General features: G+C 62.7%; 9 protein-coding genes and 1 pseudogene. 8 read left to right on the forward strand and 2 right to left on the reverse strand.

Annotated features, from left to right (window positions below):
* The first annotated feature begins 13 nt into the window (after positions 1 to 13).
* Both BHMPCIPO_RS22050 and BHMPCIPO_RS22055 read left to right on the forward strand, forming a co-directional pair.
* Positions 14 to 961 (forward strand): DUF817 domain-containing protein, encoded by a 948-nt coding sequence (locus BHMPCIPO_RS22050; RefSeq protein WP_173518960.1) that lies wholly within the window; start codon positions 14 to 16, stop codon positions 959 to 961.
* Between the two features lie 74 nt (positions 962 to 1,035).
* Entirely contained in the window at positions 1,036 to 4,074 is a 3,039-nt protein-coding gene (locus tag BHMPCIPO_RS22055; protein WP_173518961.1) for an AsmA family protein, read from the forward strand.
* A 46-nt stretch (positions 4,075 to 4,120) separates the two neighbouring features.
* Here BHMPCIPO_RS22055 and BHMPCIPO_RS22060 read toward each other — a convergent pair.
* Positions 4,121 to 4,528, reverse strand: a pseudogene (locus tag BHMPCIPO_RS22060) (dihydrodipicolinate synthase family protein); the annotation flags it as partial.
* A gap of 418 nt (positions 4,529 to 4,946) precedes the next feature.
* Between BHMPCIPO_RS22060 and BHMPCIPO_RS22065 the strand changes: the two are divergent.
* From BHMPCIPO_RS22065 to BHMPCIPO_RS22090, 6 genes are all read left to right on the forward strand, one after another.
* Positions 4,947 to 5,936, forward strand: coding sequence for a GlxA family transcriptional regulator (locus BHMPCIPO_RS22065; RefSeq protein WP_173520136.1), 990 nt, complete (start codon positions 4,947 to 4,949; stop codon positions 5,934 to 5,936).
* 186 nt (positions 5,937 to 6,122) lie between these two features.
* Positions 6,123 to 7,184, forward strand: coding sequence for a hypothetical protein (locus tag BHMPCIPO_RS22070; protein WP_173520137.1), 1,062 nt, complete (start codon positions 6,123 to 6,125; stop codon positions 7,182 to 7,184).
* Between the two features lie 287 nt (positions 7,185 to 7,471).
* Positions 7,472 to 8,068, forward strand: a complete 597-nt coding sequence (locus tag BHMPCIPO_RS22075) for a PE-PGRS family protein (RefSeq protein ID WP_173518963.1) — start codon at positions 7,472 to 7,474, stop codon at positions 8,066 to 8,068.
* Between the two features lie 187 nt (positions 8,069 to 8,255).
* Positions 8,256 to 9,971: a type I secretion system permease/ATPase gene (locus BHMPCIPO_RS22080; RefSeq protein WP_173518964.1), complete on the forward strand. Its 1,716-nt coding sequence runs from the start codon at positions 8,256 to 8,258 to the stop codon at positions 9,969 to 9,971.
* Between the two features lie 19 nt (positions 9,972 to 9,990).
* Positions 9,991 to 11,418 carry an HlyD family type I secretion periplasmic adaptor subunit gene (locus BHMPCIPO_RS22085; RefSeq protein ID WP_173518965.1) on the forward strand — a complete coding sequence of 476 codons (1,428 nt, stop codon included), beginning with the start codon at positions 9,991 to 9,993 and terminating at the stop codon, positions 11,416 to 11,418.
* Positions 11,419 to 11,513: 95 nt separating this feature from the next.
* A complete protein-coding gene (locus tag BHMPCIPO_RS22090; RefSeq protein ID WP_173518966.1) occupies positions 11,514 to 11,783 on the forward strand; it encodes a transposase in 270 nt (89 codons plus the stop codon).
* On the opposite strand, the gene BHMPCIPO_RS22095 is transcribed toward BHMPCIPO_RS22090, so the two are convergent.
* The gene (locus tag BHMPCIPO_RS22095) at positions 11,752 to 12,525 is read right to left on the reverse strand and encodes a LuxR C-terminal-related transcriptional regulator (protein ID WP_173518967.1); all 774 of its coding nucleotides are present in this window, start codon (positions 12,523 to 12,525) and stop codon (positions 11,752 to 11,754) included. The genes BHMPCIPO_RS22090 and BHMPCIPO_RS22095 overlap by 32 nt on opposite strands.
* Positions 12,526 to 12,611: the final 86 nt, after the last annotated feature.

The raw sequence follows: 12,611 nt of genomic DNA on the forward strand, positions 1-12,611 counted from the left end.
AACGGTGGCTCAAATGTCGGATGGCAGGCGTTTCACGAGCCGGGAAGCGCGCATTGACGCTGTGGCGCATCGCCTTCTCGATCGACTTCCTGCGAGCGGCCTCCTCGGCGGTCTGACGGAGTTCCTGGTGTTCGGCATCAAGCAGGCCTTCGCCTGCCTTTTCGGCGGTGCCATGCTCGCCCTGATGCTCGCGACGAAATTGTTCTGGCCGGAGGAGATGGGCATCGCCCGCTATGATTTCCTTTTCCTCGCCGCCCTTGCCATCCAGGTTTGTCTGCTCGTCTTCAAGCTCGAGACCATTGCCGAGGCCAAGGTCATTCTGATCTTCCACGTCGTCGGCACGGTGATGGAGATCTTCAAGACCTCGGTCGGGTCGTGGATCTACCCGGAGCCAAGCTTCTTCCGCATCGGTGGCGTGCCCCTGTTCTCAGGTTTCATGTATGCCGCCGTCGGCTCCTATCTCGCCCGCGTGACCCGCATCCTCGACATGCGCTATGGCAGCTATCCGTCGCTCTGGGCGACGGTGCTGCTCGCCTTGGCAATCTATGCCAATTTCTTTACGCACCACTTCATCGTCGACCTGCGCTACGCGCTGTTTGCGATCACCGCGGCACTGTACTTCCGCACCACAGTGCACTACCGCGTCTTCCGGTTTCGGCACCGCATGCCGTTGCTTCTCGGATTTCTGCTGGTCGCCCTGTTCATCTGGTTTGCGGAGAATATCGGCACCTGGTCGCGCGCCTGGATCTATCCTTCGCAGCACGATGGCTGGACCCCGGTATCACTCCAGAAGCTCGGCGCCTGGTACCTCCTGATGATCCTGTCCTTCGTGCTGGTGACGCTCGTGCATCGCCCGCGAACATGCGTGGCGGCAGTTCGGAACGTATCGACGACGAACAGCGATACGAAGGCGAACACGGACGTCACCGCAGGGGCAGAAAGTCCCGCGGCTTCCAGGTGAACACCGCAGGAGTTGCAAAACGCGCCGCCGTGGAAAACGATACCGAATCAATCGCTTTCGCAACGGAGAGACACATGCGGCGTTTCTTTCTCGGCCTGCTGGCGCTCGGGGTTCTCGTCGTCGTCTCTCTCATTGTCCTGCCGAGCTTCGTTTCCAGCGACTGGATGCGTGCCGAACTCAGCCGACAGCTCTCGAGCGCGACGGGCAGCACGATCGAACTGAAGGGTCCCGTCCGGCTTTCCGTCATCCCTCATTTGGCAGTTGTGGCCGAGAACGTTTCGCTCGACGCGGAAGGCGCTGGCGTGACGGCCGAAATCGGCGAAGTTGCCAGCTCGGTGACACTCTCCTCGCTATGGTCGGACCGCTTGCACGTCAAGGAAGTCAGGCTCACGCAGCCGGTCGTGGTGATACGGCAGAAATCAGTAGACGCAGCGGCCGCGCAAGACGACGGCGGCGGCAATGGCACGGCAAAGCCGAATGATCCGCTTGCCGCCCTGATCGCCTTCCTCGAACGAAGCGCGATCGATACGATATCGATCACCGAAGGCACGCTGAGACAGGTGAATGGCGGCGGGGCGAATGAGGTCGTCAGTGATCTCGACGTGACACTCCAGGCCCCTGACATCGACGGCGAACTTTCGCTGTCGGCCGGTGCCCGGCTCGAGGACCGGCGCTATCGGATCGCGCTCTCCGTCTCCCCGCTGCGCCCATTGCTCGAGCGCAAGCCGGCCGATCTCAGCCTCTCGGTGGAAGCCGATCCCGTGCTTGCACCCGGCCTGACCGAACTCAAGGCCACCGGGCAAGTGGCACTCAACAGCAATGGCAGCTACCAGATCCGCGGCGGCAAACTGCTTGTCGGAGACGAAGAGCTCAGCCTCGATGCGCTGTTCATTCCCGGCGATCGGCCGCGATTTTTGGCCGATCTCAGTGCCGATCAACTGGATTTCAGCGCCTTTGTCGAAACCAGCGCCTCGGGGTCGTCCAAATCCGCGGAGCAATCGGAGAAGCAGTCGCCTTCGGCCGGCTTGCAGGCACTCGCCGGTTTTGATGCCGATGTCAGCGTCAATGTGGGCGCCATTTCCGTCAACGATATTTCCGCCGCTGATGTAGCGCTGACGGCGACGCTGAAGGATGGAGTGCTCACGACCCGGCTTGAACATCTTGGTATAGACGCCGGCGGCATTTCGGCCGAGATCACCGCCGACGTCCGCAAGGGCGAGCCGACGTTCAAGGGCCGCGTCGCAAGCAAGGGGCTTGACATCTCGAAGCTCGCGAGCCTCGCCGGCCAATCGGTTCCACTGTCCGGCACGCTTGCGATGGATACCGGGTTCGCGTTCCGCGGCCTCGGCGGAAACACATTCCGGAAGACCGTCAATGTCAACGGCACCGCCAGCCTGCGCGATGCCACCTTCGTAGCGCCAGGCATCAGTGACCCGTCGATGAGCGAGGTGAAAATCAGGAAGCTGGCAGTCAAGATCGACGATCTTACCAAGCCGGTGCTCCTGTCCGGCAATCTGGTCTGGCGGGGGAAAGCGGCCGATGCCGATTTACGGCTGCCTGTCCGCGACCTGCTCTCGGGCTCGGTTCCAAGTGAGCTGCCCTTGAAGCTCGACCTGCGCATGCCGGAAGCGACACTCTCGCTTGACGGCAAGGCGGCCGTCACAGGCAGCTATGCCGGGAAGGTGAATTTCGCGGCAGCCGATATGCGCGCGCTTCTGGCTTGGATCGGCCAGGGCGGCGGCGACAGCGTGAAGCAATTCGCCTTCAAGGGCGAGGTCAACGCCAGCGCCTCCGGCGTCGCGTTTCAAAAAGCCACTCTTTCGGTCAATGGAGTCGAAGGGACCGGCAACGGTTCCGTCGAACTGGGTACCCCGCTCAAGTTAGCCAGTGCGCTCCATTTCGCCGAACTGGACCTGGCGCGTCTTGCCGGTGCCCGACCAGCATCGCCGCAACCGAAGGGCAAAGCCGGCAGCCCAGTTCCCGACGCGCCGCTGGACCTGTCGTCGCTTCGAACGATCGATGCGTCCATCAAGGTCGATGCCGAGAGGCTCGGATATGGCCGCGTCTTTGCCGGACCGGTGGCAACCACTCTGGTGATCTCCGAGGGTGTGGCCAGCCTCGACCTGCCTGAAAGTCCGTTCTATGGCGGCCGGATGGCCGCGAACCTCAAGGCTGATGGCACCGCAGAAGAGGCGTCGATCGCCTTGAAGGCCTCGATTGCCGGCGCTTCGGCCGCCCCGCTGCTGATCGACCTTGCGAATTTCAAGCATCTCGAAGGCGCACTGCAGGCCCAGTTCGATATCGCCGGCGCGGGCGCGACAACTGGAGCGCTCAAGCGTGCGCTTCAGGGATCCGCGAACGTCCGCTTCTCCGACGGTGCTGTCCGGGGCATCGACGTCGCCGATGTCTACAGCAACCTCGTCGGCCTGATGTCGTCGGGCTTCAAGCAGAACGAAAACAACGCAACCGGCTTTACCGAACTCGGAGCATCCTTCGCCATCGAGAACGGCGTCGCGCGCACCGAAGATATCAAGCTCATCGGCCCGCTGGTGCGTATGAGCGGCAGCGGTGAGGCAAACCTTCCGAACGACCAGCTGAACTTCCGCCTGGATCCGCGCGTCGTCGCCTCGCTGGAAGGCCAAGGCGCCGATATCGCGACCGAGGGCATCGGCGTTCCTGTGATGATCGAGGGTTCCTTTGCTGCTCCGCGCATTTATCCCGATCTCTCAGGCCTGTTGAAGAACCCGGACGCCGCACTGTCGGCGCTGAAGAAGCTGGGACTGCCCACCGAAAAGCTGAAGCTCGACGAGCTTCTCTCCGGCGGCGGGAAGGCCGGATCCATCCGCGACATCATCGGCGGCGCGATCGGCAAATCACCGAAAGACGGAGGGGATCAGCTCTCCATCGAAGAGATCATCGGTGGCAAGGCGACCGAGGGCGGCGAGACGCCGCCCGCGCCGCCGGCTGAAGAGCAAGCGGTGACACCCGACGTCGCCGCCGAACAACCGGCACCGGCAGTGCAACAGCCCGACCAGCAGCCGGCCGCCGAAGCGGAGCAGCCTGCGGAGGAAAGCGGCACCTTGGGAAAACTGTTCAACCAGCTTCTGCAATAGCCCGCGCCTGAAGCGCCTTCCTCACCGATCCGGACGCGGAGGAACGTCACCTTGGACGTTCGTATTTCCGGAGGATTGCCACGATCTGGCCGTCCTGCTCTGCGTTCGGAAGCAGGGCAGGCTGGCGGCCCGCACCGACGGGGGGGGCCTGCAGGAAGAGCGCGCGCTTGACCATGGCCGGGGCGAAGCCGAGCGCATAGAGGTCTGTGCGGAAAGCGGCGAAGATCGCCTGCTGCTTTTCGGCTTCATCGATCTCGCCCGTATTGAAGGCCTTCAGGATGCCCGCAAGCACCTGCGGTATGGCGTTGCCGGGGCCTGAAATGCGGTCGGCCGCACCGTTCTGCAGCGCGCAGAGCACGAGATGGTCGGGACAGGAATAGACCTCGAAACCATCGACCTCCTTGGCAACCTGCAGATAAGCCTCCAGCGTCTCCTTTGCGCCGCCCGAATCCTTGGGCAACGAATGCTTGCTTGGTCATGCGGGTATCCTATGAATGTGCGCGCCTCAAGATGCGCGCTGAAGACGTGCGGCACGATGGCGGCCTGGACGTCGGGATCGGGGTCGAGGCCGGCGGCGAGCAGCGCGCGGGTATAGTCAAGTAGCCTCTTGCGCCATGGTGCCCGGCGGAGGTCTGCTTCATCCCGCGATGAGCAACAGCCTCACGCGACTTAAAAAAGATGGAACCATGGGTCCCGGCTGATCTTCATGGATGATTGTGATGCTCTGGCACGCGGATTTCAGATAGGATAACGGATCGGATCCTGGTCGGCGAAACGTGATTGTCGCCGCTCTTGCGACGTTGCGCCACGATCCTCGGGAGGTGTCTCGGCCGTGACGGGCAGGAGCAATTGAAAGTGGGTTCTCAATGACGATGAACACGAAATCCAACGATGCCGCAGCCAATCGTCTCAAGATCGGCTTCGTGCTCGCACGATCGTTCACACTCTCGGCCTTCGCTCTCTTCATTGATACGCTTCGGCTGGCAAGCGACGAGCTCGACAAATCGGGCCGCGTGCGCGCCGACTGGCAGGTCCTCGGCAATACCCGCCACCTGATCGCATCCAGTTGCGGGGTTCAGGTGGCGCCGACGTCTGGTCTCGTCGACCCCGGCCAGTTCGACTACATCGTGATGGTCGGCGGCCTTCTCAAGAACGAACATCCGATCGATGACGAGACCATCGCTTTCCTGAAGAAAGCAGCCGCGAAGAAAGTGCCGTTGATCGGCCTGTGCACCGGGACCTTCATCCTGGCGGAGGCGGGGCTGATGGCAGGGCACGTCGTTTGTGTCAGCTGGCTCCACTACCAGGCGTTCCGCGAGCGCTTCCCGGATCTGAAGGTTCGCTCGGACCGCCTCTTCAATCTCGACCGCACCCGCGGGTCCTGCGCCGGCGGCAGCAGTGCGGCCGACATGGCGGCCCATATCGTGCGCCTCCACATCAGCAGGGAGGCAGAGCGCAACGCGCTCGAGGTCCTGCAGATCGACAAGGCCCGCTCGCATCTTCATGTGCAGCCGAGAAAGCCGCTCGCGATCGAGAGCAACGACCCGCGCCTGAACGCTGCCCTCATCATCATGGAGCAGAATACCGAGAACACGATCTCGATCCCGGAGCTGGCGGCCTCCGTCGGCCTGTCGCGGCGGCAACTCGAGCGCCTGTTCATGGAAAAGGCGAAGATGTCGCCCGCGCACGTCTACAGGAAGTTCCGGCTGGAACGCGCCAAGCATCTTCTCACCCAGACCGATGCTTCGCTCATTGAAATCGCCCTCGAAGTCGGCTTCGAGAGCGCGGGGCACTTCTCCAGGACATTTGCCAAGACCTTCGGCCAGTCGCCGCGGCAGATGCGCGCGACCCTGTCGAAATGAAACTTGCATTGCGGTGCTCGGGGACTGGGCCGCTATTAGCCGATCGGCTAACACCCTCCCCGAACGGGCGTAGCCGAATTGCAGGCTCACCTTTTGCCGCAACCGCCTTCAAAATAGCTCGCGATGCGTGCTCGCACACGTCGCATGATCGTGTTGCGAGGGATCGGGTCTATGGGAGTCATGGCGATGGCGGAAACTCGTCTTTTGTCGGAAGAGGCACCGAACGCGAACTCCAATCAGAGCACGGTCGCCGGCGGACATCTCGCGCTGGTTCCGACGTGGCTTCCGCTCGACATAGCGCCGACGCAGAACTCCGCTGGAAGTGGCGGCGACGGCACCAGCCTGGGCACGATCGGCAGCAACACGTTGGCGATGTTCACGCCGTCGAACGCGGCAATCGCCGGTCCGCATACGGACGCCGACGCGCACCAGGGCAACAACGCCTTGATAAACCAGCACGTCACCGAGATGGCGGGCATCGGTGGCGAAGGCGGGAACGGTAACGTGGCCAGTGGCCATGGCAGCGGCAGCGTGGCCGGCGGTGGCGGCGACGGCACCTTCTTTGGCGGCCTCGTCAGCACCGACACCGCCGTGTTTGCGCCGTTGAACCTGGCGGTGGCGGCCGGTCCAGGCGCGAGCGCTTCGGCCGGGCAGACAAACAATGCCGCCTTCCTCCAGGGCGCCACCCAGATCGGCGGCGTTGGCGGCGCCGGCGGGGACCATAACGTTGCCGGCAATACCGGCCCGGCTCCGCAGGGCGCGACGTTCATCTTCAATGGCGACAACTATGCGGGCCACGGCGGCGACGGCACTTTCATCGGCAGCATGGTCGACGTAAACGTCGCTGTGTTCTCGCCGATCAACATCGCTGTCGGCGCCGCCGGCGGTGATGCCCAAGCCACGCAGACGAACAACGTGATCTTCGACCAAGGCGGCGTGCAGATTGCCGGAGTCGGCGGCAAGGGCGGCGGTTTCAACCTCTCCTCGGACACGATCTTTACCGGAGGCGGGGTCGCTGGCGGCGGCGGTGACGGCTATTCGAACGGCAGCACCGTCGACGTCAACATCGGCTACTTCCATCCGATCAACATCGCCGTGCCCGCGGGCGGCGTCGCCGAGGCGGACCAGCTCAACCACCTGCTCGTCGACCAGCATACGCTGCAGATCGGCGGCATCGGGGGAGCAGGCGGCGAAGGCAACATTGTCGATACCAATGCCGCCCTGATCGACGACGTCCTGCACGGCTGATCCCGCCACATATCAAGCCCAGAAAACGCCCTGGCGTCGCGGATACCTGACGTTCTGCCGCCATTACCATCATCATTATAGTTGATAACCGTGCGCCGCCGGAACACTTGACGCCGGCCGAAGCCTGAAGCGCGGGCAGACCCTACCCAAAGGAACGTCTCCGAATATCCGGCTGGTTCGCCTCGATGATCGCGCGCACCATAATTTGCGCTGACCCCCGCCCGTGGCGGTGTGCTGTGGCATCGAACCGTCCAACACTACGGGGCAACGAGTAGAGGAGAGACGCTATGCCTATTACGCAAGTGACATCAGACACGATTAACCTGGCCAATCCCACTGCGGGCGACGCGAATGCAGGTAACGGTGGCGACGGCACCAACAACGGCGATATCTTCTACAGTCCAGTCGCCACTCTCGCCAGCACACAGACCGTCGATGGCGCAGACCCCACGGTCTTCAATGGCGACATTGTTGGGCAGGGCGCGGCCTGGGGAACCGGCGACGCCAATGGCGGCGGCCTCGTTCAGGTGCCGATCGCCGTGCTTGCAGCCCTCACCAATACCGGCACCGGCGGCGCAGGCGGGAACCCGACCTCGAGTGGCGACCAGAGCAATTCGAGTGGCGGCAACGTCGTGGGCATGGGTGCGGATACCACCGCCACCCAGACCAATACACTCGTTGCCGACCAGCATGGAACGATCATTGCAGGCATGGGCGGTGCCGGCGGCAACGGCAATGCGGCCCTCGGTGGCGATATTTCCGCCGCTCTGGTTCATTCGAACCCGATCTCGGAAACCACCACGACGACCAACACCACGGCGGTCTCGAATGTTCTCGACAATTTCGACAACACTTTAGGCAACATCAGCGATATCGGCATCTGAGTCGCTCGACAAGGGTCGCCGGCCATGGCCGGCGATCCTCCTATTCGCCTTTCCTGCGGCACCGCGCCTCCCGGACGCGCAAGGTGCCGTAGCACGTTGAACCGCTGCGGGATTTAGTCCTGAGATCGATTTCGGTTCAGGGAATCCTGCGGGAAACGAGCCGCCGTGTCAGTATCGAGATCTGATAATGACAACGAATCCGACAGGAGCGCACCTTCCTCCGACCCATCTCGTCATCGCTCTCAGGGCCTGCACCGGGGCGTTCCTGCTGGTCTTCCTTTATAGCTGCGCCTATAACCTGTTCCTGCTGGCTCCCTCCATCTATCTGCTGCAGATCTACGATCGCGTCCTGTCGAGCCGCAGCGCCGACACGCTGCTCATGCTGACGCTCATCATCGCGGCGGCAGTGTTGGTGGGCTCGATCCTCGATATCGTGCGGCGCGCGGCATTGTCGCGGATCGGCAGTTGGCTGGACCACCGCTTGCGGCCGGTCGTGCTCACGGCATGCTTCGAATATGGAGCCCGCACGGAAACGGGCCTCGCCAACGACTGCTACCGGGACCTGTCGACGCTGCGCCAGTTCCTCGACGCCCCGGCCAGTTCGCTGCTTTTCGACGTTCCCTGGGCGCCGATCTTCCTGCTGCTTCTATTCCTCGTCCACCCATTGCTCGGAACCATTGGCCTCTTCACCGCGCTCATCTTGCTGCTGCTTGCCATCGTGACGGAATTCTCGACCCGCCAACCGCTGGCGAAAGCGAACCTGGCACTCTCCCGCAGCCATATGCGGTTCGCGACCGCACTGCGCTATATCCAGGTCATCCGTGCGATGAACATGCAGAACGGCGCCGCTCAGCTCGTCTACCGCGACGCCGAAACCGCGCGGCAAGCGCAGGACGATGCGATGAAGCGCACCGAGACCATTCTCGGGCTCTCGAAATCCGTGCGCATGCTGGCGCAGATCCTGATGATGGGGTCGGCTGCCTGGCTCGTCCTGGAGGAAAACGGAAACCCCGGCATTATCTTCGTCTCCAGCCTGCTTCTCGGTCGCGGGCTTGCACCGATCGAGGGCGCGATCGGTGCGTGGCGCGCCGTTGCCTTCGCCTATGCTGCATTCAATCGCATCAATACGATGCTGATGTCGATCGCCGCGCAGGACAATGTGCGCACGATACCGATGCCCGAAGCGGGCGGCCTCGTGCTCGAGCGCGTCGGCTACACGCTTCCCTCGGGCAATCGCCAGATATTGAACTCCGTCACCTTGCGGCTGATGCCGGGCGACTGCCTTGCGCTGATCGGTCCCTCTGGCTCCGGAAAGTCTACGCTTGGCCGCATCATCGCGGGCGTGCAGCCGACGACCTTCGGCAACGCCCTGCTCGGCGGCGTCGATATCTCCACCCTCCGGCTCGGTGGCGGCATGCGCCACATCGGCTACCTGCCGCAGGACATCGAACTCTTCGGCGGCGCGGTGAAAGACGTCGTCGGCCGGCTCGACGGCGGCGACGTCAACAAGGTCATCCAAGCGGCAAAACTTGTCGGGCTGCACGATGTGATCATGCAGCTGCCACAGGGCTATGAGACGGATATCGGCGACGGAGGCGCGACCCTGCTGCGGGCCCAGCGCCAGCAACTCGGATTGGCGCGCGCGGTCTACGGCAACCCCGCACTCGTCGTCCTCGACGATCCCAATTCCAGCTTGGACTATGACGGCGAACGCCGATTGTTTGCAGCAATCGCTCGCATGCGCGCCATGGGAATGATGATTGTCATCATCACGCACCGCATGGGCATTCTCCCCGTGACCAACAAGATCGCGATCATGCGCAACGGCACGATCGAAGCCTTCGGCGACAGCGACTGGGTCTTCGATACCTATCTGCAGCCACCGGCGCGGGCGGGCACGTGAGCAGGGAGGCACGAAAACGATGGAGCTCATCAAATCCGACCTGACCCGACGCGGACCTGAAATCGATGGCTATGTCTCAGACAGCAAGGGGATAACCAGGCCCCAACCCTCCACCGCCATCGCCACAAGCCTTCCGCTGACGCTTGCCGACGCCTCACCGATGTCGAGACTGCGGCATGTCGCCTGGACCGGGAATCTGCTGGTCGGCGTCTTCGTCGTTGGCCTAGGCATCTGGTCTGTTCTTGCACCGCTCAGCAGCGCGGCGATCGCGTCCGGCGTCGTCGAGACCGAAGCGAACCGCAAAACCATCCAGCATCTCGAAGGCGGGATCGTCAGGCGGATCCTTGTCCGCAACGGCGACGCGGTATCTGCCGGTCAGGTGCTGATCAAGCTCGACGACACGAAACCTCGTTCGGAGCGGGACAGTCTTCGCGGCCAACTCTGGGATGCCGAGGCGCGGCAGGCGCGGCTGACCGCCGAGCAGGACGGTTCGGACCACGTCGCCTTCCCGCCCGATCTCGTGGAGCAGGCCGACAACTACCGGGTGATCCGCGACATCCTCGACGGGCAGCAGAACATCTTCGACGCGCGGCGCCAGGTGATGCAGTCGGAAATTGTGATCACGCAGCAGAAGATCAAGGAGGTGCTGGAGGAAATCGCCGGACTGAGCGCCCAGAAGGCATCCCTGGTCGAAAGAAGCGCCATATCGCATCAGGAGCTTGAAACAGTCTCGATGCTGACCGAGAAAGGCCTCGAACGAAGAAGCCGGGCCCTCGTCCTGGCGCGAGAAAAAGCCGACATCGGCGGCCAGATCGGCGAAGTCTCCGCACGCATATCCCGCGCCCACCAGGTCATCAGCGAGTCGCAGTCCTACATCGTCAAGCTGCGTAGCGACCGGCTGAATGAGGTCGCGCTCACGCTGCGCGACACGGAAAACCAGCTGGCGCAGCTGCGCGAACGCCTGAACGCCATCGATGATCAATTGGCGAGAACGGAGATCCGGGCGCCCGACGACGGTGTGATCATGGACCTGCGTGTCCACACCACGGGCGGCGTCATCGGTGCCGGAGAGCAGCTGGCCGACCTCGTGCCGGACGCCGGCGCACTGGTCGTGGCAGCGCGGGTGAAACCGGAAGACATCGCCCAGGTCCATGCCGGACTCGAGGCCCAGGTTCATCTCATTCCGTACAACCAGAGGCGGGTTCCGCTGCTGAAGGGCACCGTCTCCTATGTGTCCGCCGATCACCTGGTCGACCGGCAAACCGGGCACACCTACTACGCCGCAACGATCCGCGTTACCGATGAGCGGCTGGGTCTGATGCCGGGCGTGGAGATGGTACCGGGCATGCCGGTGCGGGCCATGATAGAGACCGGTACGAGCAGCGTGGCGCTTTATGCGCTGCGTCCGTTGATGGACAGTTTCAATACCGCATTTCGCGAGAACTGAGGTATGCCGCGCGGTACGCCGTGGCCTATCACTTAGGCTCTGTTTTCTGCCCTCGCGACCACATGTGCCACTCGCTTCCCCGAAGGATAGCCGCGATGGGCAAACGCAAGTTCAATGACGACGAAGTCCTGGAGATCCTGAAGGAGCATCAGCACGGTGCAACCGTCGCCGATGTCTGCCACCGGCATGGCATCAGCCAGCCGACTTTCTATCGGTGGCAATCGCTGCAAAGCAGGGGCCCCAACTTCGATGCGGACCGCCTCAAGGCGCTCGAAGTGGAGAATCAGAAGCTCAAGAGGTTGCTGGCCGAGGCCATGCTGACGGCGGCCACCCTCAGCGAGATGCTCGAAAAGACGTCACGTTGACGACCCTGCTGCCGTTGGTGGCGACGGCATGACCATCGCCGGCGGTTGCCCGGTCAGCCAGCAAGGCGACGACCTCCGTTCGGTTCTGCACCTGCAATTTGCGCATGATGTGCTGCAGATGCATCTTCACCGTATGGTCGGACAGATTGAGCTTTCCAGCGATCACCTTGTTCGAAGACCCGCAGCGCAGCTCGGCGAGGACGTCCGCCTCGCGGGGCGTGAAGTCGGCGAGCGCAAACTCGCTTCGGTAGGCGCTGATCGGTACCCTATCACTTTGGCGAACGGCAGCGGCACAATCGGTGAGCGCGGCAAGCGGGTCTGGACAGAAGACACCGCCGGCAAGGATCAGACGCAAGCCTGCAAGCGCCAGGTCGATTCGCAGGGAGGTCGTGAAGAAGCCGCGAACGCCAAGCTTGAGAACGTTGGCGGCAGTCGTCTTGTCGTCCGCGTCCGAGAGCACCGCAACCGGCACGTCCGGAAAGTGCTTGCGAATTTTCGCAAGCGCATCATGCAAGCTGTACCCGACATCGCTTCGAGCGCTCAGGTCCAGCACAATTAAACGCACGTCGTAGCCGAGCGCCTGGTCAAGGCAGTCCGTCGAAACCATATCGATAAAGTTCCAACCGGAGAGTTCGCACTCGAGAATGGCGACGATGACGCTTCGCACCAGCGTCTGCTGTTCTATCACGATCCCCGTCGGCGTACGGTCCTTGCGGCACGGCGTTCCTGAACTGATGGACATGCGTCACCCCCAGGATTCGTTTGCGACAAGTTGGTGACGCTAAAATATTTCCGTTCTGATAGTCTGTCATGAGAAAATCGGAATTA

It is taken from the genome of Ensifer sesbaniae, from assembly GCF_013283665.1.
Lineage (GTDB): Bacteria > Pseudomonadota > Alphaproteobacteria > Rhizobiales > Rhizobiaceae > Ensifer > Ensifer sesbaniae.

What these genes read in the sequence shown, in the direction of transcription:
- BHMPCIPO_RS22050 (WP_173518960.1), top strand. Translation starts at nt 14, where the DNA reads ATGTCGGATGGCAGGCGTTTCACGAGCCGGGAAGCGCGCATTGACGCT.
- BHMPCIPO_RS22055 (WP_173518961.1), top strand. Translation starts at nt 1,036, where the DNA reads ATGCGGCGTTTCTTTCTCGGCCTGCTGGCGCTCGGGGTTCTCGTCGTC.
- BHMPCIPO_RS22065 (WP_173520136.1), top strand. Translation starts at nt 4,947, where the DNA reads ATGAACACGAAATCCAACGATGCCGCAGCCAATCGTCTCAAGATCGGC.
- BHMPCIPO_RS22070 (WP_173520137.1), top strand. Translation starts at nt 6,123, where the DNA reads ATGGCGGAAACTCGTCTTTTGTCGGAAGAGGCACCGAACGCGAACTCC.
- BHMPCIPO_RS22075 (WP_173518963.1), top strand. Translation starts at nt 7,472, where the DNA reads ATGCCTATTACGCAAGTGACATCAGACACGATTAACCTGGCCAATCCC.
- BHMPCIPO_RS22080 (WP_173518964.1), top strand. Translation starts at nt 8,256, where the DNA reads ATGACAACGAATCCGACAGGAGCGCACCTTCCTCCGACCCATCTCGTC.
- BHMPCIPO_RS22085 (WP_173518965.1), top strand. Translation starts at nt 9,991, where the DNA reads ATGGAGCTCATCAAATCCGACCTGACCCGACGCGGACCTGAAATCGAT.
- BHMPCIPO_RS22090 (WP_173518966.1), top strand. Translation starts at nt 11,514, where the DNA reads ATGGGCAAACGCAAGTTCAATGACGACGAAGTCCTGGAGATCCTGAAG.
- BHMPCIPO_RS22095 (WP_173518967.1), bottom strand. Translation starts at nt 12,525, where the DNA reads ATGTCCATCAGTTCAGGAACGCCGTGCCGCAAGGACCGTACGCCGACG.